Origin of the sequence: Tessaracoccus sp. (assembly GCF_016714275.1) — a bacterium.
Lineage (GTDB): Bacteria > Actinomycetota > Actinomycetes > Propionibacteriales > Propionibacteriaceae > Arachnia.
Genome location: NZ_JADJNP010000002.1, coordinates 653553 through 676107, shown reverse-complemented (window position 1 = coordinate 676107; position 22555 = coordinate 653553). Strand labels below are relative to the sequence as shown.

Below are 22555 nucleotides of genomic sequence, written 5' to 3'. Positions count from 1 at the left end.
ATTGCTTACCGCTCCGCCTGGGCCGAGTGCGGGCTCAGTCGAGATGGGATGCGACGGCGAAGGTGCCCTCGGCGCGGCGCACGCCGTGGACGGCGTGGTGGGGGATGAGGTCGGCGAGGAAGCCGTAGTCGCGCGCGATGTAGGCGGCCCGGAGGTCGCCTGCCTGGGAGCGGCCCGAGACGTCGCGCCACCAGTCGGCGATGTCGCCCCAGCCTGGTGCGGCCAGCGAGCCGCCGAACTGCCGCACGGCCAGCGACGAGCTGAGCGACGCGAACCGCAGCCGCACCTCCAACGGCCATTCGGCGAGGGTCCCCAGCATCATCGACGCCGCGAACACGTCGCCGGCGCCCGTCGGGTCGATCGCCTCGACGGCGACCGACGGGCAGTAGACCTCCTCGCCCGTGGTGTTGTCGATGGCGAATGAGCCGCCCACCCCGTCGGTCACGACGGCGAGCGGCACCATGTCGGCGAACTTCCGCACGGCGTCGGTGGGGCGCTCCGTGCGCGTGTAGCCCATCGCCTCGACCGCGTTCGGCGTGAACGCGTGGCAGTACTGCAGCGGCGTGAGGTCGGCGGGATCCCACTTGCCGGTCTCGTCGAAGCCCACATCGGCGAACAGCAGCGTCCCGCGGTCGTGCAGCGTGCGCCACCATGGACCGACGCGCTTCAGGTCCAGCGTCGCTGCCCGCGAGGCAGGCGCCATCATGAGCGCGTCGTCCATCGACTCGGGGAGGTCGTGGGCATGGGTGACCATGCCGCGGTCGCCGCTGAACGCCATGGAGACCGTGATCGCGGAGTGGAAGTTCTCGAACCGGCGCGACGCGCTGAGGTCGATGTTCTCGTCTTCCGACAGCACCGCCCACATCCAGTCCGCGTAGGCGTCGTCGCCGAAGCCGGCCGCGAGCCCGGTGCGTAGCCCGAGCCGGGCCGCCGCTGTCGCCATATTGGCGATGCCTCCGGGGCACGACCCCATGCCGTCGCTGTACAGCTCCTCGCCGGGGAAGGGCAGCCGCGGCAGCCCGGTGAAGATCAGGTCGAAGAACAGCTGCCCGGTCGTCAGGACGTCGAGCGGGGGATCGTCGGGCGTGCGCTTCGCGGCGAGAGGGTCCCACATCCAGCAGGTGGGGCAGCGCCCCTCGTCGGGGTGTTCGTGTCCGGTCATTCCTTTGCCGCCCCTTCGAGCATTCCGGTGATGAAGTAGCGCTGAAGCAGGAGGAAGACCACGATGATCGGCGCGGCGATGATGACGCCGGCTGCTGCGAGTAAGGCGTGGTCCGCGGTGTACTGACCCTTGAAGATCGCCAGGCCGAGCGGGGCGGTGCGCCACTGGCCGCCCGGGCTCATCACCAGCGGGATGAGGAACTCATTCCAGGTCCACATGAACATCAACACCATGACGGTGGCGATGGAGGGCAGCGACGGCGGCACCATGATCCGCCACAGAGTTGTCATGCCGCTGGTGCCGTCAATGGCCGCGGCCTCGATCAGGTTCGGTGGCATCGCCCGGAACTGGCTGCGCATCCAGAACGTGCCGAACGCGACGGACTGAGCGATCTGGGGCAACGCAAGCGCCCAGATCGTGTCGGTGAGGCCCGCGGTGCGCAGGTCGAAGAACAGCGGGATGACGATGGCCTCGGCGGGTACCATCATGCCGAGCAGGAAAAGGTAGAACAGCACCGTCGACCCGCGGAAGCGCATCGTGCCGAACGCGTAGCCCGCGAGGATCGACAAGACGATGGCGGCGCTCACCACCAGCAGGGCGACAAGTACCGAGTTCAGCAGCGCGGTGCCGAAGTTGCCGATCTCCCAGGCATCCGCGAAGTTCTCGATGTGCAGCCCACCTCCCTGCACACCCGACTGGGGGCGCAGCGCGGTGAGGAAGATAGTGAGGATAGGTGCCAGCGCGTACAGCGCGAACACCGTGAGGATGACGTAGTTGACGCCGCGCTCGAACGGGGAGACCTTCATCGTGCGCGCTCCTGCCCCTGCTCGCCGATGCGGGAGACCGCGACGTTGATCGCGAAGACCAGCACCGTCAACACGATGGCGACGGCCGATGCGGAGCCGACCTCCTTCAGGTTGAACGCGCGGTTGTACACCTCGTACGACGGCACCGTCGTCGCCGTGCCTGGGCCGCCGCCGGTGGTGACGTAGACGAGGTCGAAGGTCTTCAGCGCCGCGATGATCGTGAGCACGAGGGCCGTGGTGATCTCAGCCTTCACGCTGGGCAGCGTGATCGCGAAGAACTCGCGCACGGCGCCGGCGCCGTCGAGCCGGGCGGCCTCGTAGAGGTCGTTGGGGATGCGGCCCATGCCCGCCAGGAGCAACAGCATGACGAGGCCGGTCTGCAGCCAGAATCCGATCATGCCGACGGCGGGGAGCGCGAAGGTGGGGTCGCCCAGCCAGCCGCGGGTCAACTCGCCGAGGCCGATGCTCTCGAGCACCTGGTTCAGCATGCCGTTGGGGGAGTAGATCTGGTGCCATGCGACGGCGACGACGACCAGCGCGATGACCTGCGGCATGAAGATCAGTACGCGGTAGATCCCCAGCCCTCGCACCTGTCCGCGCCGCAGGATGGCGGCCAGGACGAGCCCCACCCCCAGCGGCAACAGCGAATAGAAGAGGATCAGGGTCAGGGCGTGGGAGATCGCGGCGTGGAAGCGGCGGTCCCCTAGGAGATCGACGTAGTTGCCGAGGCCCACGAACGTCGAGGGCCCGAAGCCCGGCCAGTCATACAGTGAGAACTGGCCCGCCCGGATCAGCGGGAAGAGCAGGAATCCTCCGTAGACCAGGAATGCGGGGAGCAGGTAGAGGTAGGGGGTGGCCCGGTTTCGGACCACCGCCGACGGGATCGTCCGCCGCCGGGCCACCGTCGTCGTCACTGTCCCGTGAACGCCGTGTAGTCGGCCTCGAAGTCCTGCAGCACCTGCTCCGGCGTCCGTTGGGCGCCGAGCACCTCCTGCAGGCCCTGGCCCGCCGTGTCGGAGAAGGTCGGCGTCGCGTAGTCGAGGTAGGGCAGCAGCGTGCCCTCCGTGGAAACCTTCTCGAATGCCTCGAAGATCTCCTTGTTCACACCGGAGGCCGGCGCGTGCTGCGCCGTGTTGAGGACGGGGAAGCCGCCGTTCTCGGCGATCAGCTTCATGGCCTCCTCGGTCGTGATGAAGTCGATGTAGGCCGCCGCGGCCTCCTGGTTCTTGGCCTTCGCGGGGATCGAGAACGGGATGCCGGTACCGCCCGTGGTGGCGAGCTTGCCGTCGATGGCCGGCGGCGGGGCGATGAAGCCCAGGTCGTCGCCCATGGCGGCCTCCATGTCCGTGCCGAGCCAGGAGCCGCCGGGCAGGAAGACGCCGGTGCCCTTGGTGAAGTCGTTCCAGGCGGCGTCGTAGTCGGTGCCGTTGGGCGACTTCCCGAAGTAGCCGTCCTTGCCCCAGTCGGCGAAGCGCTGCATGGCGGCCTTGTTGCCGTCACTCAGCCAGGAGGCGCCGGCGTTGCCCATGCCGAGCGCCACGACCTCCTTCGGGTCCACGGTGTTGGCCTGGAGCGGGCCGAATACGTGCAGTGCGGGCCATTTGTCGATGTTGCCCAGGATCATGGGCTGCTCGCCGGCCTCCTTGGCCTTGGCGAGGAGCGCGAAGTACTCGTCCCAGGTCGTCGGCAAGGCGCCGAGCGGCTCGAGCTTCTTCTTCGAGTAGAAGATGCCGACGATCTCGCCGGTCTGCGGCAGTCCGTAGAGGTTGCCTTCACCGAACGTGGTGCCGTCTGCGCTGTACCGGACCTTCGACAGCACCGACGCGGGGAAGCGGGTCTCCCAGCCGTAGGTCTGCGCGTAGGGTGTGAGGTCGACGAGCTGGCTGGCCTTGACGAACTGACCCATGTCACCGCGGGCGTTGTTGACCTGGACGACGTCGGGGACGTCGTTGCCGCTGAGCGCCAGGCTCACCTGCGCCTTGAGGTCGTCGAACGACTGGCTGGTCCGCTTGATCGTGATGTTGGGGTACTTGTCCTGGAACGCCTTGTTCAGAGCGACGAGGGCGTCGTTCTGCGAACCGCGGACCTCCTGGTCCCAGACGACGAGCGTGATGTCGCCCAGCTGGCTCGGGTCCTTCGGGCCGCCGCTGGGGGCGGGCTGGCTGCCGGGCGCGGTGGGAGCGGCTTCTCCGGGGGCGCAGGCGGCGAGTGCGCCGGTGCCCGCCACGGCAAGGCTGCCGAGGACGAAGGAGCGGCGGGTGAATGGTCGAAGCGTCATGAGTCCTCCTTGACGATGTGCGATGCCTCCATCCTGCCATGAATTGCTCGAAATTGCGCGAAACTGCACAATTTGTGTGGAAGTCGCGTTAGGGTCTCTTCATGCTGACCGACGTGCGCCAGCGGCAGGTCGCGGAACTCGTGCATCAACGGGGTTCCGCCTCCGTGCCGGAGCTGGCAAGACAACTGGGAGTCTCGGAGGCCACGGTGCGCCGCGACCTCGGGCATCTTGCCGACCACGGGCTCGTCGAGCGCGTGCGGGGCGGGGCGTGCCGCCCGCGAAGTATCCGGCCGGAGGCCGACGCGTCGGCGTTTGACATCGTCGCGGGTCAGGAGCCCACCGAGAAGAGATCGATCGCTCGCGCCGCCGCCGGCCTCATCCGGGACGGCGACGTCGTGGCGCTCGACATCGGCACCACCGTCTTCGCGATGTGTTCCTTCCTCCGCGAACGCGACATCACAGTGGTGACGGCGTCGTTGGCGGTCGTGCAGGCGCTCGCCGACGCGCCCGCGGTGGACCTCGTCGTCATGGGCGGCGTGCTCCGCCCGAACTACCAGTCGATGGTGGGCGTGCTCACCGAGTCCTGCCTGCGTCAGGTGCGCGTCGACATCGCCTTCCTGGGCGCCGCGGGCGTGCGGCCCGACGGTGCCGTCGTGGACTCCACGCCCAGCGAGGTGCCGATCAAGCGCGCCATGATTGACGTCGCCACCCGCTCCTGGTTGCTCGTCGATCACAACAAGTTCCCGGGCACCGGATTCCTGGAGATCGCGCCCGTGACCCGCTTCACGGGCATGGTCACCGACAGCGTCCCGATTCCGGAGCGGCTCGCGCTCCCGCCCGACTCGACCTTGGAGGTTCTGGTCCCATGAAGCTCGCGATTCTCGGCGGCGGTGGTTTCCGCGTGCCGCTGGTCTACGAGGCGGTGGCTTCGAACGCCCTCGCGGCAGAAGGAAGGGCGGCCGTCCGGCTCGCCGATGTCGTGCTGCACGACTCGTCGACGGAGCGCCTCGCGGCGATGCGGCGGATCCTTGACGAGGACGCGCATGCTTTTGGAGAGCCGCCTCGGGTGACCTACACCACGGATCTGCGCGAGGCGCTGACCGGCGCCGACTTCGTCTTCTCTGCGATCCGCGTCGGCGGCGCGGAGGGACGGATCAGGGACGAAAAGGTGGCCCTCGACCTTGGGTTGCTCGGCCAGGAGACCATCGGCCCGGGCGGTCTCGCCTACGCGTTGCGCACGATTCCCGTCATGCGCGAGGTCGCCCGCACGATCGCGGAGGTAGCCCCGGCCGCCTGGACCATCAACTTCACCAATCCGGCAGGCATCGTCACCCAGGCGATGCGCGAGTTCCTCGGTGACCGCGTGGTCGGCATCTGCGACACGCCGATCGGGCTGGTACGGCGGGTGTCGCGCGTGCTCGGGGTCTCGTTGGAGGCCGACGGCGTGACCTACGACTACGTAGGCCTCAATCACCTCGGCTGGTTGCGTTCGGTCACCGTTGACGGCGTTGACCGGCTACCGGAGCTGCTCGCCTCCGACGAGATGCTGGACCAGATCGAGGAGGCGCGCGTCGTCGGCGAAGACTTCGTGCGGGCCCTCGGCGTGCTGCCCAACGAGTATCTCTATTACTACTGGCGCACCGAGGAGGCGATCGCCCGCATCCGCGAGGCCGACGAGACCCGCGGGCAGTACCTGGCCCGCCAGCAGGACTCGTTCTACACCATGCTCCAGGGCGCGGAGTCCCCATTGGCCTCGTGGCGCGCGGCGCTGCACGAGCGCGAATCGACCTACATGGCGGAGGCTCGCGACGAGGAGCGTCGCGAGCAAGACGTCGCCGGCGGCGGTTACCAGGAGGTGGCCCTGCGGCTGATGAACGCCCTGGCCACCGGGCACGGTGAGCGGATGATCCTCGACGTCGGCAACCTCACGCCGTCGGGCCGGATCGTGCCGGAGCTGCCGGACGACCTGGTCCTCGAGGTGGGATGCATGGTCGACGGCGAAGGGGTCCACCCGCTGCCCGTCGCGCCGCTCACCCTCGCACAGCTCGGCATGATGGCGCGGTTGCGGGCCTCCGAGAAGGCGATCGCGGACGCGGCCGCGACCGGGAGCAAGGAGAAGGCGTGGGAGGGGTTCTCGATCCACCCGCTGGTCGACTCGCCGCGCCTGGGCCGGGCGCTGCTCGACGGCTACGTCGCCGCGCATCCCAGCATCGCCGAGATGCTCGCCCCTGCTCCGTGAGTGCGCCGCCGCTTCGCGCGGTGGGGGTTCAGGCGAAGGCCGCCGCGAACGCGTCGAGGGCGGCGTCCGAGTCGGACCTCGCCCAGGCTTCCAGGCCGACGACGCCGTCGTATCCGATCTCCCTGAGGGCGCGTGCGACGGCGGGATAGTGGATCTCGCCGGTGCCCGGCTCGCAGCGGCCGGGGACATCGGCCACCTGCACCTCGCCGATCCACGGCTGGCACCGCGTGACCAGATCGACGAGGTTCCCCTCACCGATCTGGGCGTGATAGAGATCGAGGTTCATCCGCAGGTGCGGGGAGGCGACGGCCTCCACGAGGGCGCGGGTGTCGGAGGCCAGCGCGAAAGGCGTGCCGGGGTGGTCGACGGGCAGGTTCAGGTTCTCCAGCGTGAAGACCCGGCCGTGTCGTTCGCCCAGCTCCGCGAGCCGACGCAGCGTGTCTGCCGCGCGCAGCCACATCTCCGGCGTGACGACCTCGACGGGTCTCACCGGTAGGCCCCGGCCGTCGAGCCCGGTTCCGTGCACGTTGAGGCTCGGGCAGTTCAGCCGCTCCGCCACCGCGAGGGACTCTTCCGCCGTGGCCAGGAACTCGGCGATGGCGTCCGCGTCGGTCAGGTTGCCGCGCAGGTAGCCCGTCATCGAAACGATCTCAGCGTTGCTGGCGGCCAGTTCGTCGATGTCCTTGGTCGACCAGTCCCAGATCTCGACGAGGAAGCCGCGATCGTGGATCCGGTTTACCCGCTCGATGAACGGCAGGTCCTGGTACAGCATCTCCGCGCTCGCGGCGAGCCGGTAGCTCATCGGTCGACCTCCTCGATCAGGACGGCGCGTCCCTCTTGGACGCTCGCGATGCAGGCGAGCGCGATGGACAACGCCGTGCGGGCGGCGGCACCGGGGACCGGCGACGGCGCCCCGGAGCGGATGGCCTCGGCGAAGGCCTCGAACTCGCCGAGGTAGGCCTGGTACAGCAGCGAGGTGTCGGCGCGGGAGGTCTCCATCTCGATCCCTGCGGCCGTGTAGGCAGCCATGTCGCTAGTGCGCACCGAGCCGGCGGTCACCATGCCCGCGGATCCGAAGGCCTCGCCGCGCACGTCGTAGCCGTACAAGGCGCTGAAGCTCGCCTCGGCCACGCCGATCGCGCGATTGTCGAACTCGATGGTGACGACGGCGGTGTCCAGGTGGCCGCCGTCCTTCGCGTCGGGCCGGACGAGGGCGTCGGCGAGGGCCGTCACCCGCACCGGCCGCGCGCCGGGGTTCAGGAAGCACACGGCGTCGAAGTCGTGGATCAGGGTCTCGAAGAAGATGGTCCATTGCGGGATGCGGGCCGGGTCCGCGGTGAACGGGCCGGGGTCGCGCGTCAGGGAGCGCAGCAGCTGCGGCGTGCCGATCGTCCCTGCGTCGATCTGGCGGCGTGCCGCCGCCCATCCGGACGCGAAGCGCCGGTTGAAGCCGACCTGCAGGATGACGCCCGTCTCCTCGGCGGCCGCGATCGCGCGATCGGCGTCCTCGAGGGTGACGGCCATCGGCTTCTCGACGAACACGTGCTTGCCCGCCGCGGCCGCCGCGACGACGAGGTCGGTGTGCGACCGTGCGGGCGCCGCGATGACGACGGCGTCGATCTCGGGGTCCCGCCACACGTCGTCCAGGGACTGCGTCGCGACGGGGACGTGCAGGCTTTCGGCAAGGCGCGCCGCGGCACCGTCGACCGGGTCGAAGATCACCGCGAGCTCGACCCCGGGCACCCGGTTGGCGAGGATCTCGCCGTGGGTGGTCCCGATGCGACCCGCGCCGAGGAGCGCGACCTTGAGTGGCCACGTGGGGCGCGGCGTGACGTCTGTGTCTTCCATGTTCTTTCCTTGCTAGCACGAGCTATTAGCTCGTGCTAGTTTGCAGCCTAGGGGCTCGTCGCGTCAACTCCGGCGCGTCGCGCCGGGATAGGCTGTCGGGCCTGAGCTGCGTGTGGAAGGAGGAGCGCGGGATGCCGGAGACGCCGACGCCTGAGATGGCCGGCCGCCGCCCCACGATGAGCGACGTCGCCCGCGCCGCAGGGGTGTCGCGGCAGCTGGTGTCGATCGTCATGCGCGACGCGGCGGGCGCGAGCGAGTCCACCCGCTCCCGCGTGCTCGCCGTCGCCGCGGAGATGGGCTACGTCCCGGACGACCGCGCGCGCAAGCTGCGGCAGACCGAGGCCAAGCTGATCGGCATCACGTACGAGCTGCAGCAGCCGTTCCACGGCGATGTCGTCGAGCAGATCTACCTCGCCGCCGCTACCACGGGCTACGACGTCGCGCTCAGCGCCGTCGCGCCGACCCGGAGCGAGGCGGTGGCCGTCGAGTCGCTGATCCGCGCGCGGTGCGACGCCATCGTGATGCTCGGGCCGGAGAGTTCCGTGCCCGACATGAAGAGGTGGGCCGAGCGGATCCCGGTCGTCGCCGTGGCGCGGCGGATCAAGGCCCCCGGCGTCGCCGTCGTGCGGGGCGACGACGCGGCGGGCATGCGGGCCGCGGTCGAGTACCTCGCACAGCTGGGCCACCTACGGATCGCGCACATCGACGGCGCGGAGGCGCCCGGCAGCGCGGACCGCCGCGCGAGCTACCGCCGCACGATGCGCAGGCTCGGCCTCGGCGAGTTGGCCGATGTGATCGAGGGCGGCCCCGAGGAGAAGGACGGAGCCCGCGGCGTGCAGGCGCTGCTGGCGCGCCCGAAGCCGCCGACGGCGGTGATCGCGTTCAACGACCGCTGCGCCAGCGGTGTGCTGCAGTACGCCAATAGGACGGGCGTCCGGATCCCGGGCGACCTCTCTGTGATGGGCTACGACGACTCGCGACTCGCGGACTTCCCCCACGTGCAGCTGACAACGGTCTCGCAGGACGCCGCCGAGATCGCGCGGGCCGCCGTCGACATGGCGCTTGCCCGGATCGCGGGCAGGCCCGCACAGGAGCTCGTCGTCCGGCCGCGATTGGTGGTGCGCGACACCGCAGCCCCACCCCGGCCGCCGTTACCGGCCGAGATGGCCAGCACGTACGATGGCACGCATGCCGCTCCCCGAAGCTGACGTCGCCGAGACAGTAGACCCGCGCCCGACGCCGCCGCTGCGCTCCCGCTACTTCCTGTTCGGGGAGATGTTGCTGTTCGCGACGCTCAGCCTCGTCGCGTCCTTCGTCCTCTCCTACGACGCCCTCGTGCTCGCCGCCGATCCCGACGCGGCGCTCGGCTGCCAGCTCAACGCGACCTTCGACTGCGCGAAGGTCGCGCTCACCTGGCAGGCGAAGGTTTTCGGGTTCCCCAACGCGTTCCTCGGCCTGATCTCGGAGCCGGTGGTGATGACCATCGCCGTCGCATCGCTCTGGAAGACGCGCTTCCCCAAGTGGTTCATGTTCACGGCCAACGCGATCTATCTGCTGGGCGTGATCTTCGCCTACTGGCTGCTGTTCCAGTCGACGTTCGTGATCGGCGCGCTGTGCCCTTGGTGCATCCTCGTCACCGTCTCGACCACCTTCGTGTTCTGGTCAATGACGCAGTGGAACATCCTTGAGGGCAACCTCTACCTTTCGCCGAAGTGGCAGGAGCGGGCGCTGGCGTTCCAGCGCGACGGCTGGATGACCATCACGCTGATGGCATGGTTGGCCCTTGTCGTCCTCGTCGAGGTGCTGAAGTGGACCCTCGGGGTGCTCTGACACCCCGCAGCGCGCGCGTCGGTCCGGAGCGGTAGAGTCAGGGCAACCGGACAACCCCCTCCCGAGAGGACACCCAAGTGAGCACTGAGGCTCCCGTCAAGATTGCCGTAACCGGCGCCGCCGGACAGATCTGCTACAGCCTGCTTTTCCGCATCGCGAGCGGCTCGCTCCTGGGCGATCGCCCTATCGAACTGCGGCTGCTGGAGATCACGCCGGCGCTGAAGGCGCTCGAGGGCGTCGTCATGGAGCTCGACGACTGCGCGTTCGGCAACGTCGTGAACATCGAGATCGGGGATGACCCCCGCAAGGTGTTCGACGGCGTGAACCTCGCCATGCTGGTCGGCGCGATGCCGCGTAAGGCTGGCATGGAGCGCGGCGATCTGCTGTCGGCCAACGGCGCCATCTTCACCGCGCAGGGCAAGGCGCTGAATGACGTGGCGGCGGACGACGTCAAGGTGCTCGTGACCGGCAACCCGGCCAACACCAACGCGCTCATCGCGCAGCGCAACGCTCCGGACATCCCCGCAGAGCGGTTCAACGCGCTGACCCGCCTTGACCACAACCGCGCGCTGTCGCAGCTCGCGGCCAAGCTCGGTGTGTCAGTCACCGAGATCTCGCACATGACCATCTGGGGCAACCACTCCGCAACGCAGTACCCGGACCTGTTCAACGCGCTGGTCGGCGGCAAGAGCGCCGCCGAGGCCGTGGACGATCAGGCGTGGATCTCCGACACGTTCATCCCGACCGTCGCCAAGCGCGGCGCCGCCATCATCGAGGCCCGCGGGCTGTCGTCGGCGGCGTCGGCCGCGAACGCGACCGTCGAGCACATGCGCGACTGGGTGCTGGGCACCCCGGACAGCGACTGGGTCTCGATGGCCGTGCCGTCGGACGGCTCCTACGGCGTGCCCGAGGGCCTCATCTCGTCGTTCCCGTGCACCGTCGTCGACGGCAAGTACGAGATCGTCCAGGGCCTCGAGATCAACGACTTCTCGCGCGCGAAGATCGACGCCTCGGTTGCCGAGCTGGTCGACGAGCGGACCGCGGTCACCGAGCTCGGCCTGATCTGACCCACCGTTGGTGGCCCCGGGGACACGAGGCGCTAGCCGAGTGTCCCTGTCGAAACCAAGAGACGCGACCACAACGGCCCGCCCCAATCTCGGGGCGGGCCGTTGTGGCTGCGGTCAGTGGTCGATGGCGCCCTCGGCGCCGGCGCCGGTCATGGAGCGGACCTCCATCTCGGCGCCCTGGTCGGCGTAGGTGTCGCCGTCGGGCTTCAGCACCGACCCCAGCCAGCCGAGGAAGAAGCCGACAGGCACCGACACGATGGCCGGGGAGTCGATCGGGAACCACGCGAAGTCAGCGTTCGGGAACATCGCCGCCTTGTTGCCGGAGACGGCGGGGGAGAAGATGATCAGGCCGACGGCCGTGATCAGGCCGCCGAAGATGGACCACACCGCGCCCGCCGTCGAGAACTTCTTCCAGTACAGCGAGTAGAGGATCGACGGCAAGTTCGCCGAGGCGGCGACGGCGAAGGCCAGTGCGACGAGGAACGCGATGTTCTGGCCGTTGGCCGCGATGCCGCCGACGATGGCGATCAGGCCGATTGTGACCGAGGTCCAGCGCGCGACCTTCACCTCCTTGGCCGGGTCGGCCTTGCCGTCCTTGATGACCGAGTTGTAGATGTCGTGCGCGAACGAGGCCGACGCCGTGATGGTGAGGCCGGCGACCACCGCGAGGATCGTGGCGAAGGCGACGCCGGCGATGATCGCCATCAGGATGGCGCCGCCCAGCTCGAACGCCAGCGCAGGCGCGGCGGCGTTGGCCTTGCCCGGCATGGTCGCGATCTTCTCCGGGCCGACCAGCCACGCGGCGCCGTAGCCGAGCACCATCGTGAACAGATAGAACGCGCCGATCAGGCCGATCGCCCAGGTCACCGAGCGGCGGGCCTCCTTGGCCGTCGGGACGGTGTAGAAGCGCATCAGCACGTGAGGGAGACCTGAGGCGCCGAGGACGAGCGCGATGCCCATCGAGACCAGCGCGACGGGATCCTTGTAGCGTTCCATCGGGGCCAGCAGGTTGACGGTCGAGCCCTGCGCCGCCGTGGTCTCGATCGCGTTGCCGAGCAGCGTCGACATGTTGAACCCGGCGAGCGCCAGCACCCAGATCGTCATGATCGCGGCGCCAAGGATCAGCAGCACGGCCTTGATCATCTGCACCCAGGTGGTGCCCTTCATGCCGCCAATCAGCACGTAGCCGACCATGAGCAGACCGACGAGCGCGATGATCAGGTTCTGACCCACCGCCGAGTTGATGCCCAGCAGCAGCGAGACGAGTCCGCCGGCGCCGGCCATCTGCGCGAGCAGATAGAAGAAGGAGACGGCCAGCGTGGAGATGGCCGCCGCGAGCCGCACGGGCTTCTGCCGCATGCGGAAGCTGAGGACGTCGGCCATCGTGTATTTGCCGGTGTTGCGCAGCGGTTCGGCGACGAGCAGGAGCGCCACGAGCCAGGCGACGAGGAAGCCGACGGAGTACAGCAGGCCGTCGTAGCCGTAGAGCGCGACGGCGCCGACGATGCCGAGGAAGGAGGCGGCCGACAGGTAGTCGCCCGCGATGGCGAAACCGTTCTGGCGGCCGTCGAACTGGGCGCCGCCGGTGTAGAAGTCGCCCGCCTTCTTCTTGCCGCCACGGGTGACGCGGATGACCACGAACATCGTGACGACGACGAACGCCGCGAAGATGGCGATGTTGATCACCGGGTTGCCCATCTGGGTGGTCTCCAGGAGTCTCATCGGGCGCTCCTCTCAAGCTGGTCGCGCAGCTGCTTGGCTACCGGGTCGACCTTTCTGTTGGAGTGCCTGATGTAGAGCCACGTGATGAGGAAGGTGCTGACGAACTGCCCGATGCCGAAGAGGAAGCCGACGGTGACGTTGCCGAACACCGACATCATCATCAGGTCCTTGGCGAAGATCGATCCGAGCACGTAGGCGAGATACCAGATCAAGAAGACGGCGGTCATGGGGAAGGCGAAGGAGCGGAACACGCGCTTTAGGTGCGCGAACTCGGGAGAGGCCTGTACCCGTCGGAACTCCTCGGGAGGAATCGTGCCTCCGGGAGTGTCAAAAGAGCTTTTGTCCATGTTTTTCATGCAATCCTGTGATATAGTGCGCCGCGTTGCGCTATGGTCGACGTTATCAATGCGCGCCATTTTCTGCCGCCATTCGAGCAAATCGGTCCTGTCTGTGTCGCCCGTTACCATTGCCCCCATGCATCAGCTCGTCGTCACCCTCGACTGCCCGGACCGGCCCGGCATCGTCCACGCCATCACCGCGGGCATCGTCGCTGCCGGAGGCAACATCACGGAGTTGCAGCAGTTCTCGTCGCCGGATTCCGGCCACTTCTTCACGCGCATCGAGGTCGACGGCGCGCGCGCTGATGCGCTCATCCAGGCGATCGGGGAGACGACCGCGGGGTTCGACGCCCGACTGCGCGTCGACGACGCCCAGCGCCCCACGCGCACGCTGATCCTGGCGTCGAAGGCCGGGCACGCCCTGAACGACCTGCTCTTCCGCTGGCAGGGCGGGGACCTGCCCGTCGACGTCGTCGGCATCATGGCCAACCACGACGTCCTCTCGCCGATGGCCGAGTTCTACCGCGTACCTTTCACCAGCCGCGCCGTGACCCCGGACACGAAGGCCGAGTTCGAGGAGGAGGTGCGCAGGGTTGTCGAGGAGCAGGACGTGGAGCTCGTGGTCCTCGCGCGTTACATGCAGATCCTCAGTCCCGAACTGTGCGAGTTCCTCGCCGGCCGCGCCATCAACATCCACCACTCTTTCCTGCCTGGCTTCAAGGGCGCGAACCCCTACCGGCAGGCGCACACGCGCGGCGTGAAGCTGATCGGTGCGACAGCGCACTTCGTCACGGGCGACCTGGACGAGGGGCCGATCATCGAGCAGAACGTGGTGCGCGTCGACCACACGATGGACGTGGCGAAGCTCGTCCGCAAGGGGCAGGCCCAGGAATCGCAGACCCTCGCGGAGGCGGTCCGCCTGTTCGCTGAGCACAGGGTGCTCGCCGACGGCGACCGCACCGTCATCTTCCGCTGAGGTCTGTGCGGAAATGGGGGCAGACATCGCGCTGGTCTTCCTGTTCATCCTCGTGGGCGGCGTGTTCGCCGCCGCGGAGATGGCGATGGTCACGCTGCGGGAGTCCCAGATCCGGCAGTTGGCCACGAAGGGCACACGTGGTCGCGCGATCGAGTCGCTGACATCCAACCCCAACCTTTTCCTCTCATCCGTGCAGATCGGCGTGACGGTCTCCGGGTTCCTGTCCGCCGCGTTCGGCGGCGCGACGATCGCAGAGGCGCTGACCCCGGTGTTCGTGCGCTGGGGCCTGCCCGCGCCGGTGGCCCATCCGGCGGCGCTAGTGCTGGTCACCGTCGCCATCTCCTACTTTTCCATCGTGATCGGCGAGCTGACGGCCAAGCGCCTCGCCATGCAGCGCGCGGAGGCGTTCGCGCTAGCGTTGGCGCCGCTGGTCGCGGGCATCGCGCGGTTCACCCGTCCCGTCATCTGGTTCCTCGACCGCTCCACCAACTTCCTGGTCCGGCTGCTCGGTGGCGACCCCCACCTCGCGAAGGACCAGGTCAGTGACGAGGAGCTGCGGGCCATGGTGTCGTCGTCGGTGACGTTGGGTGCGGAGGAGCAGCGGATCGTCGACGAGGTGTTCGACGCAGGGGAGCGCACGCTGCGCGAGGTGATGGTGCCGCGCACGGAGGTCGACTTCCTGCCCGCCGACATGCCCATCGCGCAGGCGTACCGCGAGGTGCGCGGCGCGGCCCACTCCCGCTACCCGGTCACCGACGGCGGGGCGGACCGGATCGTCGGGTTCCTGCATATCCGTGACCTCATGGAGGTCGAGGGCCCGGACAGGAACCGGACCGTGCGCAGCCTCGCGCGCGAGGTGTTGTCGCTGCCCGAGACAGTCAAGATCCTCCGGGCGCTGTCCTCGATGCGCGCCGCGCGCTCGCACCTGGCCATCGTCCGCGACGAGTACGGCGGCACCGCCGGGATCGTGACCATGGAGGACCTCGTCGAGGAGCTGATCGGCGACATCACAGACGAATACGACGAGGACCCGAAGCAGGAGGCAGAGGTCGACGAGATCGACGGGCTCACCACGATCGAGGAGTTCGCCGACGTCGTCGGGTATGTGCTCCCGGACGGTCCGTACGACACGGTCGCCGGATACGTCATGGCTCGGCTGGGGGCGCTGCCACAGTTTGGCGACGAGGTCTCCGTCGTGCTGGCCCCGGACAATGACCCCGAGGGCGAAGGTGCCGTATTCACGTTCCGGGTGTCGGAGCTGGATGGGCGCCGCGCTGCGCGGATCGGCCTCGTCAAGAGCTCGCTCCCCGAGGCGGCGACCGATGTCTGACGACGGTTTGGCGCTTCTCACGGGGTCAGGGGTGGGGCCGCTGCTGCGCGCGGCCGTTGCCCATCAAGGCGGCGACCTGGTCAGCTGGACGCTTGAGCATGTCGACTCGGCGCCGGCGGCGTCGACCACCGCAACCTACCTGGCGGTCGTGGCCTGGCCGCACGGCGAGCGGACCGAGTTGCTGGGCGTGAGCGCTCGAACGGGGGAACTGTCGCCGTCGGACGAGCGCGCACACGTCTTCGAGGACGGGTCTCGTCGGGTGGCGGTGTGGTTGTACCCGAACGACCCGGACTTGCCTGGGTTGCCCCGCGCGGCCTATGCGGAGAAGATGACGGAGGCGCTGGCCCCGGTCTTCGGCGGCCTTCCTGCCGCGGAGCGGTTGAGTCTCACCATGATCGGCTATCGGCCGCGGCGCCGAGCCGTCGTGCGCGTCGACCTCGCAGAGCCGGCGGAGACGCTGTACGTCAAGGTGCTGCGGCCGCGGGTCTTCTCCGACGTCGTCCGCCGCCACACGCTGCTCCGCGAGGGCGGGGTTCCCGCTCCCGAGGTGCTACTCGCGACCGACGACCAGCTGCTCGTCACGCGTGAGCTGCCCGGTGTCCCGCTGGCACATGCCCTTTTCGACGGGGACGAGCCATGCCGGCCGGAGGACATCGTCGAGCTGCTGGACGCGATGCCGCCCGCGGTATCGCGACTGGAGCGGCGCCCGCCGTGGGCCGACGCCGTCGGCCACTACGCGCGGATGGTCACGGCGACCCTCCCCGAGTTGGACAACGAGCTGTCGCGGCTCGTCGAGCAGATTACGACCGGCCTCGCATCGTATCCCTTGGGCGACGAACCCACCCACGGTGACCTGCATGAGGGCCAGCTGAGCGTGGAACGCGGCAGGATCGTCGGGATGCTCGACGTCGACACCATCGGCCCCGGCAGGCGCGCCGACGACCTGGCCTGCCTGATCGGTCACCTCTCGACCATCCAGCGGATGAACGCCCGCCAGGAGAGCCGGGTCCGCGAGTTGCTCGGGCGGTGGGTGCCGGTGTTCGACAAGCGGGTCGACCCGGTGGAGCTGCGGCTACGGGCCGCCGCCGTCGTGATCTCGCTCGCCACCGGCCCGTACCGTGGCCAGGAGACCGACTGGCGTCAGCAGACCGTCGCGATGGTGCGCGCGGCGGGTGCGCTTGTGCGTCAAGTCGTCAGTTGAGCGGCCGAAGGTACCGTTTCCATAACGACCGCGCGCCCGGTATAACACGGCGCGTCGCGCACCGCTAGAGTCGAGACGTCAACTCAATACCAAGGAGGATCTTCGTGAAGAAGTCCATGCTGAGCTTCCTCGCGCTGGCCAGCGCTTCGGCTATCGCCCTCGCCGGCTGCGCGGAGCCGCCCGGCCAGACCACCAACTCTCCGGCGCCGGGTGCCACCAATACCAGCCAGAGCGCCCCGCCGGCCACCTCCGACTTCAAGGCCTGCATGGTCTCCGACGCCGGCGGCTTCGACGACAAGTCGTTCAACGAGACCGCATACAACGGCCTGAAGAAGGCCGAGAGTGAGCTGGGAATCGCCATCGGCGAGATCCAGTCCACCGCCGAGGACCAGTACGCGGGCAACGTCCAGGCGATGATCGACGCCAACTGCAACCTCGTGATCACCGTGGGTTTCGCGCTGTCTGGCGCCACCGAGGCTGCGGCGAAGCAGAACCCCGACGTCAAGTTCGCGATCGTCGACTACGGCAGCTTCGAGGGCGTCGACAACGCCAAGGGCCTGTTGTTCAACACCGCCGAGTCCGCCTTCATGGCCGGCTACGCCGCGGCCGCGATGACCAAGACCGGCACCGTGGGCACCTTCGGCGGCACCGCCTACCCGACCGTCACCATCTTCATGGATGGCTTCGCCGAGGGCGTCGCCTACCACAACAAGGAGAAGGGCACGACAGTCAAGGTCGTCGGCTGGGATGCCGACAAGCAGGACGGCCAGTTCATCGGCGGCAACGCGCCGTTCGATGACGTGCCCGGTGGCAAGAACACCGCGGCCACGCTGATCTCTCAGGGCGCCGACATCATCATGCCGGTTGCCGGTCCTTCGGGCTCGGGCGCGCTCCAGGCCGCCCAGGAGAGCAACGGCAAGGTCAGCGCGATCTGGGTCGACACCGACGGCTTTATCTCGCAGCCCGACTTCGCCTCCGTCATCATGACCTCGGTCGCGAAGGCGATGGACGTCGCGGTGTTCGACGTGATCAAGGCGGCCAAGGACGGCACCTTCTCCTCCGATCCCTACGTCGGCACCCTGGAGAATGGCGGCGTCTCGCTCGCCCCGTTCCACGACTTCGAGGCCGAGATGCCCGAGGGTCTGCAGGCGGAGCTGGATCAGGTGAAGGCCGACATCATCAGCGGGACGATCACGATCGCCTCGCCGAGCCAGCCGAAGTAGTACAAGAAAATGAGCAGGGGAGGGGCGCAGCGCGGCGCCCCTCCCCACATTTCTGCCCGGCATGTCGGATGGTGGCGTTAGGTTGATCGACACGCCATCGTCGGCGAAGGAGGATTGGTGACCGCTACGGCTACGAAGGCCCCGGTGCTGTCGCTGGACGGCATCACGAAACGCTTCGGCTCGCTGACCGCCAACGATGCGATCAGCATCGATGTGGTTCCCGGGCGGATCCACTGCCTGCTCGGCGAGAACGGCGCGGGCAAGTCCACGCTGATGAACATCCTTTTCGGCCTGCTGGCCCCCGACGAGGGAGAGATCCGGCTGGGCGAGCATGTGCTCACCCTCGGCAACCCGAAGCAGGCTATGGCCGCGGGCATCGGCATGGTGCACCAGCACTTCATGCTGATCCCCGTCTTCACCGTGGCCGAGAACATGGTGCTGGGCCGCGAGCCCGGCAGTGCCGGCCTGCTCGACCTGAACGCGGCTCGGGCGCGGGTCCGCGAGCTGAGCGACCGCTACAACCTCGACGTCGACCCCGACGCGCTCGTAGAGGACCTCCCAGTCGGTATCCAGCAGCGGGTCGAGATCCTGAAGGCGCTGGCCAACGATGCCACGTACCTCATCTTTGACGAGCCCACCGCGGTGCTGACGCCGCAGGAGATTGACGAGCTTATGCAGGTCATGCGGTCCCTGCGCGACGAGGGCCGCGCCATCGTGTTCATCACCCACAAGCTCCGCGAGGTGCGGGCGGTGGCAGACGACATCACCGTCATCCGCCGCGGCAAGGTCGTCGGCTCGGCCGATCCCGGCGCGCCGGAGGGCGAGTTGGCGGCCATGATGGTCGGCCGGTCCGTCTCGCTCCAGGTGGACAAGGAACCGGCGACCCCAGGAGACGAGCGGCTGGTGATCAGCGACCTGACCGTGGCCAGCCCCTCCGGCGCGGTCGCCGTCGACGGGCTGAGCCTCACCGTGTGCGGCGGCGAGATCGTCTGCATCGCGGGCGTGCAGGGCAACGGGCAGACCGAACTCGCGGAGGCCCTGCTGGGCACCATGACCCCGCTCAGCGGCACCGCGACCCTCGACGGTGTCGACATCACGCACGCCAGCCCCGCGAAGACAATCAAGGCCGGCCTCGGCTTCGTGCCGGAGGATAGGCACCGCGACGGCTTCGTCGGCGAGTTCAGCATCGCCGAGAACCTCGTGCTCAACAACCTCGACGCGTACTCGCGCGGCGGCTCGCTGCAGCTGAAGGCGATCGCCGACAACGCGGTGGCCCGCATCCAGGAGTTCGACATCCGCTCCGAGTCCTACGCGCAGCCGGTGAACGCGCTGTCCGGCGGCAACCAGCAGAAGGTGGTGCTCGCGCGGGAGCTGTCCCGCCCGCTCTCCCTGCTGCTGGCCAGCCAGCCGACCCGCGGCGTCGATGTCGGCGCCATCGAGTTCCTGCACAAGCGCATCGTCGAGGAGCGCGACGTGGGCACCGCCGTGCTGATCGTGTCGACGGAGCTGGAGGAGGTCGAGTCGCTGGCCGACCGGATCGCCGTGATGTACCGCGGCAGGATCGTCGGCATCGTCGGTCCCGACACCCCGCGCGACGTGCTCGGCCTGATGATGGCCGGGATCAGCCACGAGGACGCCGTCGCCACAGTGGAGGAGAGCCATGAGTGACAACGTGCGGGCCCGCCCCGCCTGGGTGCAGACGACCGTCATCACCGTGGCGTCGATGGTGCTGGCGTTCATCGTCGCCGCGATCATCATGGTGATCTCGGACGCGGAGGTCGCCGCGAAGTGGGCCTACTTCTTCCGCCGCCCGGGTGACGCGCTCGGCGCCAGCTGGAACAAGATCGCCACCACGTTCTACGCCATGTGGTACGGCTCGATGGGCAACTGGGTCAACATCACCAACACGACGGCGGAGGCCACTCCGCTGATCGCCGCTGGCCTCGCCGTCGCCATCGCGTTCCGCGCGGGGCTGTTCAACATCGGCGCGCAGGGCCAGGCGATGGTCGCGGCGCTCGTTGCGGCATACGCGGGGTTCAGCATCAAGGGGCTGCCGATCTTCCTCCACCTGCCGCTGGTCATCCTCGTCGGCCTCGTCGCCGGCGGGATCTGGGGCGGCATCGTCGGCGTGCTGAAGGCCCGCACCGGCGCGCACGAGGTCATCCTCACGATCATGCTGAACTACATCGCCGCCAACCTGCTCGCCTACCTGATGCTGCAGAAGGCCTTCCAGGCACCCGGCCGCAACGATCCCATCTCGCCCGTGCTCGAGTGGACCGCGACCATGCCGCGGCTCGCGGGGACGCGCCTGCACCTCGGGTTCTTCATCGCGCTGTTGGCGGCGTTCGTCGTCTGGTGGCTGCTGGAGCGGACGAAGTTCGGCGTGCAGCTGAAGGCCGTGGGCCTCAACCCGGACGCCGCCGCCGTCTCCGGCGCGAGCGTCCAGGGCGTCACCATCATCACCATGCTGCTGGCGGGCGCCTTCGCGGGCCTCGGCGGCGTCATGATGGTCACCGCGCCGCAGCTGCTCACCGGGACGCCCACGCAGATGACGGGAACGATCATCGGGACGCTCGGCTTCGACGCCATCACCGTCGCGCTGCTCGGCCGCTCGCGTCCGCTCGGGGTGGTCCTCGCGGGCCTGCTGTTCGGCGCGCTGAAGGCGTCGCGGCGCACCATGATCACCATGGCCGGGACGCCGGACAAGCTGACGGACCTGATCCAGGCGCTGATCGTCTTGTTCGTCGCCGCGCCGGCGTTCGTCGTCGCCATCCTCCCGTTCCTCCGGGAACGGAAACCGAAGTCCGCAGCCCCGACGGCAGCGAAGGCGGCCCAGGCATGAGCGTGGAAACCCTCGTCGTGGAGGCCCGGCGGGTCGAGTCGCCCGAGGCGCGCGCGCAGCGCCTCTCCACCGGAATCCTCGTCGTGGTGATCGGCGCCCTCCTCGCGCTGATGGCATTCACGGTGCAGCACGCCGGTGTCATTGCGCTGTCGGACGCGTTCGACGAGGTGCAGCTGCCGAAGGTCACTCTGCCGGGCACGCCGACGGTGCTCCTCGGCGCGCTGCTGGTGCTGGGCGCGGGGATCGGCCTGCTCAGCGGGCGGCTCGATCGACGGCTCCGCGTCGTCGCCGCCGTCGTCGCCGGGGTCGGAGTCCTCGTCGGCTTCATCGTGTGGGGGGCCGCAAGCTCGGACCTGCCCTTCACGCTCACCAGCCAGCTCAACCTGACGCTCGAGTACGCGACGCCGCTGTTCTTCGGCGTCCTCGCCGGCGTGCTCGCCGAGCGCGCAGGCGTGGTCAACATCGCGATCGAGGGCCAGTTCCTGACCGCAGCGTTCGCGGCCTCGCTGACCTACTCGCTCACGAAGTCGTTCCTCGCGGCGCTCTTCGCAGCGGCCCTCGCCAGCGTGCTCATGTCCGCCGTGTTGACGCTCTTCGCGCTGCGCTACCTCGTCGACCACGTGATCATCGGCGTCGTCATCAACGTGCTGGCGGCCGGGCTCACCGGGTTCATCTACCAACAGCTGGTGGAGAAGGACCCCGGCACCTACTCAGCGGTGCGGCCGATGCTTCCGGTGGGGGTGCCGGGCCTGGACAAGGTCCCGTTCCTCGGCCCGATCCTGTTCACGCAGCGCCCGCTGACCTACCTGGCGTTCCTGTCCGTGGCGATCGTGTGGTTCCTGCTCTTCCGCACGAAGTGGGGTCTGCGCGTCCGTTCGGTCGGCGAGCATCCCCACGCGGCCGACACCGTCGGCATCCCCGTGGTGCGCACCAAGACCGTCGCCGTGCTGCTCGGCGGCCTCTTCGCAGGGCTTGGCGGCGCGTACTTCACGATCGGCTCGGTGGGCGCCTTCCAGGAGGGCCTGACGGCGGGCAACGGCTTCATCGCGCTCGCCGCGGTCATCATGGGCCGCTGGCATCCCGTCTACGGCGCACTGACCGCGCTGTTCTTCGGGTTCGCCCGCGCGCTCGCGCAGACCACGAAGCCCATGCAACTGCCGATCCCCAGCCACTTCATCGAGATGCTGCCCTACCTGGCGACGATCATCGCCGTGGCCGGACTCGTCGGCAGGGTGCGTCCGCCCGCCGCTGATGGCGTTCACTTCGTGAAGAGCCACTGATGACGGTGGACTGGGAAATGCTGCGCGCCGCCGCGATCGAGGCCGCGACACGGGCGTACGCGCCGTACTCCAACTACCCCGTCGGCGCGGCGGCGATCGTCGACGACGGACGGGTAGTCACCGGCTGCAACGTCGAGAACGCCTCCTACGGTGTGGGCCTGTGCGCCGAGTGCGGGCTGGTGTCGGCGCTGGCCGCCACCGGGGGCGGGCGCCTGGTGGCGTTCACCTGCGTCAACGGCCAGTCCCAGGTGATCACGCCCTGCGGCCGGTGCCGTCAGCTCCTGAACGAGTTCGGCGGCCCGAGGCTGCTCCTTGAGACGCCAGCCGGCATCCTCACGCTGGACCAGATGCTCCCTCAAGCCTTCGGCCCAGCCGACCTTGACGCCGTTCCTTGAGCCGGGCCCGCGCGCGAA

Annotated in this window: 21 protein-coding genes; 13 read left to right on the top strand and 8 right to left on the bottom strand. The window is 68.7% G+C overall.

The annotated features are described in order from the left end of the window. Positions 1-34 precede the first annotated feature (34 nt). Genes IPJ61_RS11815 through IPJ61_RS11800 form a run of 4 tightly spaced genes read right to left on the bottom strand, consistent with a single transcriptional unit; the run spans position 35 to position 4246 of the window. Complete coding sequence (locus IPJ61_RS11815; RefSeq protein WP_297107423.1) at positions 35-1162, bottom strand: carbohydrate kinase family protein; 1128 nt, start codon at positions 1160-1162, stop codon at positions 35-37. Continuing rightward, positions 1159-1968: a carbohydrate ABC transporter permease gene (locus IPJ61_RS11810; protein WP_297107420.1), complete on the bottom strand. Its 810-nt coding sequence runs from the start codon at positions 1966-1968 to the stop codon at positions 1159-1161. Before IPJ61_RS11810 ends, IPJ61_RS11815 begins: the two co-directional genes overlap by 4 nt. Then, positions 1965-2882 (bottom strand): carbohydrate ABC transporter permease, encoded by a 918-nt coding sequence (locus IPJ61_RS11805; protein ID WP_297107418.1) that lies wholly within the window; start codon positions 2880-2882, stop codon positions 1965-1967. The genes IPJ61_RS11810 and IPJ61_RS11805 overlap by 4 nt, the downstream gene beginning before the upstream one ends. Then, a complete protein-coding gene (locus tag IPJ61_RS11800; protein ID WP_297107415.1) occupies positions 2879-4246 on the bottom strand; it encodes an ABC transporter substrate-binding protein in 1368 nt (455 codons plus the stop codon). The genes IPJ61_RS11805 and IPJ61_RS11800 overlap by 4 nt, the downstream gene beginning before the upstream one ends. Positions 4247-4347: 101 nt before the next feature. On the opposite strand from IPJ61_RS11800, the gene IPJ61_RS11795 reads away from it, so the two are divergent. Both IPJ61_RS11795 and IPJ61_RS11790 read left to right on the top strand, forming a co-directional pair. Next, positions 4348-5115, top strand: a complete 768-nt coding sequence (locus IPJ61_RS11795; RefSeq protein ID WP_297107412.1) for a DeoR/GlpR family DNA-binding transcription regulator — start codon at positions 4348-4350, stop codon at positions 5113-5115. Continuing rightward, positions 5112-6485 carry a family 4 glycosyl hydrolase gene (locus tag IPJ61_RS11790; RefSeq protein ID WP_297107409.1) on the top strand — a complete coding sequence of 458 codons (1374 nt, stop codon included), beginning with the start codon at positions 5112-5114 and terminating at the stop codon, positions 6483-6485. The genes IPJ61_RS11795 and IPJ61_RS11790 overlap by 4 nt, the downstream gene beginning before the upstream one ends. A gap of 28 nt (positions 6486-6513) precedes the next feature. Here the strand turns inward: IPJ61_RS11790 and IPJ61_RS11785 are convergent, their stop codons facing one another. Continuing rightward, a complete protein-coding gene (locus IPJ61_RS11785; protein ID WP_297107406.1) occupies positions 6514-7287 on the bottom strand; it encodes a TIM barrel protein in 774 nt (257 codons plus the stop codon). After that, positions 7284-8333, bottom strand: a complete 1050-nt coding sequence (locus IPJ61_RS11780; protein ID WP_297107404.1) for a Gfo/Idh/MocA family oxidoreductase — start codon at positions 8331-8333, stop codon at positions 7284-7286. The genes IPJ61_RS11785 and IPJ61_RS11780 overlap by 4 nt, the downstream gene beginning before the upstream one ends. 131 nt (positions 8334-8464) lie before the next feature. On the opposite strand from IPJ61_RS11780, the gene IPJ61_RS11775 reads away from it, so the two are divergent. The 3 genes from IPJ61_RS11775 to IPJ61_RS11765 all read left to right on the top strand — a co-directional run bounded on the left by IPJ61_RS11775 (position 8465) and on the right by IPJ61_RS11765 (position 11230). Then, complete coding sequence (locus IPJ61_RS11775; protein ID WP_297107401.1) at positions 8465-9541, top strand: LacI family DNA-binding transcriptional regulator; 1077 nt, start codon at positions 8465-8467, stop codon at positions 9539-9541. Beyond that, positions 9522-10163 carry a vitamin K epoxide reductase family protein gene (locus IPJ61_RS11770; RefSeq protein WP_297107398.1) on the top strand — a complete coding sequence of 214 codons (642 nt, stop codon included), beginning with the start codon at positions 9522-9524 and terminating at the stop codon, positions 10161-10163. Before IPJ61_RS11775 ends, IPJ61_RS11770 begins: the two co-directional genes overlap by 20 nt. A gap of 77 nt (positions 10164-10240) precedes the next feature. Then, positions 10241-11230, top strand: coding sequence for a malate dehydrogenase (locus IPJ61_RS11765; protein WP_297107395.1), 990 nt, complete (start codon positions 10241-10243; stop codon positions 11228-11230). A gap of 114 nt (positions 11231-11344) precedes the next feature. Here IPJ61_RS11765 and IPJ61_RS11760 read toward each other — a convergent pair whose 3' ends face one another. Together IPJ61_RS11760 and IPJ61_RS11755 are read right to left on the bottom strand one after the other, a co-directional pair. After that, a complete protein-coding gene (locus IPJ61_RS11760; protein WP_297107391.1) occupies positions 11345-12952 on the bottom strand; it encodes a solute symporter family protein in 1608 nt (535 codons plus the stop codon). Continuing rightward, a complete protein-coding gene (locus tag IPJ61_RS11755; protein ID WP_297107388.1) occupies positions 12949-13299 on the bottom strand; it encodes a DUF485 domain-containing protein in 351 nt (116 codons plus the stop codon). Before IPJ61_RS11755 ends, IPJ61_RS11760 begins: the two co-directional genes overlap by 4 nt. A gap of 118 nt (positions 13300-13417) precedes the next feature. Here IPJ61_RS11755 and purU point away from each other — a divergent pair, with 118 nt between their 5' ends. From purU to IPJ61_RS11715, 8 genes are all read left to right on the top strand, one after another. Beyond that, entirely contained in the window at positions 13418-14266 is an 849-nt protein-coding gene (gene purU / locus IPJ61_RS11750) for a formyltetrahydrofolate deformylase (RefSeq protein WP_297108166.1), read from the top strand. A gap of 13 nt (positions 14267-14279) precedes the next feature. Next, positions 14280-15596, top strand: a complete 1317-nt coding sequence (locus tag IPJ61_RS11745) for a hemolysin family protein (protein ID WP_297107385.1) — start codon at positions 14280-14282, stop codon at positions 15594-15596. Then, positions 15589-16797 (top strand): phosphotransferase, encoded by a 1209-nt coding sequence (locus tag IPJ61_RS11740; RefSeq protein WP_297107382.1) that lies wholly within the window; start codon positions 15589-15591, stop codon positions 16795-16797. Before IPJ61_RS11745 ends, IPJ61_RS11740 begins: the two co-directional genes overlap by 8 nt. Before the next feature lie 104 nt (positions 16798-16901). Further along, positions 16902-18020, top strand: a complete 1119-nt coding sequence (locus IPJ61_RS11735; RefSeq protein WP_297107379.1) for a BMP family lipoprotein — start codon at positions 16902-16904, stop codon at positions 18018-18020. Positions 18021-18137: 117 nt separating this feature from the next. Next, positions 18138-19688: an ABC transporter ATP-binding protein gene (locus IPJ61_RS11730; RefSeq protein ID WP_297107376.1), complete on the top strand. Its 1551-nt coding sequence runs from the start codon at positions 18138-18140 to the stop codon at positions 19686-19688. Beyond that, complete coding sequence (locus tag IPJ61_RS11725; RefSeq protein ID WP_297107373.1) at positions 19681-20862, top strand: ABC transporter permease; 1182 nt, start codon at positions 19681-19683, stop codon at positions 20860-20862. Before IPJ61_RS11730 ends, IPJ61_RS11725 begins: the two co-directional genes overlap by 8 nt. After that, complete coding sequence (locus tag IPJ61_RS11720) at positions 20859-22142, top strand: ABC transporter permease (RefSeq protein ID WP_297107369.1); 1284 nt, start codon at positions 20859-20861, stop codon at positions 22140-22142. Before IPJ61_RS11725 ends, IPJ61_RS11720 begins: the two co-directional genes overlap by 4 nt. After that, positions 22142-22537 (top strand): cytidine deaminase, encoded by a 396-nt coding sequence (locus IPJ61_RS11715; RefSeq protein WP_297107366.1) that lies wholly within the window; start codon positions 22142-22144, stop codon positions 22535-22537. Before IPJ61_RS11720 ends, IPJ61_RS11715 begins: the two co-directional genes overlap by 1 nt. Positions 22538-22555 lie beyond the last annotated feature (18 nt).

Excerpts from the sequence above, each read along its gene's own strand:
- IPJ61_RS11815 (WP_297107423.1), bottom strand. The coding sequence starts at position 1,162 with ATGACCGGACACGAACACCCCGACGAGGGGCGCTGCCCCACCTGCTGG.
- IPJ61_RS11810 (WP_297107420.1), bottom strand. The coding sequence starts at position 1,968 with ATGAAGGTCTCCCCGTTCGAGCGCGGCGTCAACTACGTCATCCTCACG.
- IPJ61_RS11800 (WP_297107415.1), bottom strand. The coding sequence starts at position 4,246 with ATGACGCTTCGACCATTCACCCGCCGCTCCTTCGTCCTCGGCAGCCTT.
- IPJ61_RS11795 (WP_297107412.1), top strand. The coding sequence starts at position 4,348 with ATGCTGACCGACGTGCGCCAGCGGCAGGTCGCGGAACTCGTGCATCAA.
- IPJ61_RS11790 (WP_297107409.1), top strand. The coding sequence starts at position 5,112 with ATGAAGCTCGCGATTCTCGGCGGCGGTGGTTTCCGCGTGCCGCTGGTC.
- IPJ61_RS11785 (WP_297107406.1), bottom strand. The coding sequence starts at position 7,287 with ATGAGCTACCGGCTCGCCGCGAGCGCGGAGATGCTGTACCAGGACCTG.
- IPJ61_RS11780 (WP_297107404.1), bottom strand. The coding sequence starts at position 8,333 with ATGGAAGACACAGACGTCACGCCGCGCCCCACGTGGCCACTCAAGGTC.
- IPJ61_RS11775 (WP_297107401.1), top strand. The coding sequence starts at position 8,465 with ATGCCGGAGACGCCGACGCCTGAGATGGCCGGCCGCCGCCCCACGATG.
- IPJ61_RS11770 (WP_297107398.1), top strand. The coding sequence starts at position 9,522 with ATGCCGCTCCCCGAAGCTGACGTCGCCGAGACAGTAGACCCGCGCCCG.
- IPJ61_RS11760 (WP_297107391.1), bottom strand. The coding sequence starts at position 12,952 with ATGAGACTCCTGGAGACCACCCAGATGGGCAACCCGGTGATCAACATC.
- IPJ61_RS11755 (WP_297107388.1), bottom strand. The coding sequence starts at position 13,299 with ATGGACAAAAGCTCTTTTGACACTCCCGGAGGCACGATTCCTCCCGAG.
- IPJ61_RS11745 (WP_297107385.1), top strand. The coding sequence starts at position 14,280 with ATGGGGGCAGACATCGCGCTGGTCTTCCTGTTCATCCTCGTGGGCGGC.
- IPJ61_RS11740 (WP_297107382.1), top strand. The coding sequence starts at position 15,589 with ATGTCTGACGACGGTTTGGCGCTTCTCACGGGGTCAGGGGTGGGGCCG.
- IPJ61_RS11725 (WP_297107373.1), top strand. The coding sequence starts at position 19,681 with ATGAGTGACAACGTGCGGGCCCGCCCCGCCTGGGTGCAGACGACCGTC.
- IPJ61_RS11720 (WP_297107369.1), top strand. The coding sequence starts at position 20,859 with ATGAGCGTGGAAACCCTCGTCGTGGAGGCCCGGCGGGTCGAGTCGCCC.
- IPJ61_RS11715 (WP_297107366.1), top strand. The coding sequence starts at position 22,142 with ATGACGGTGGACTGGGAAATGCTGCGCGCCGCCGCGATCGAGGCCGCG.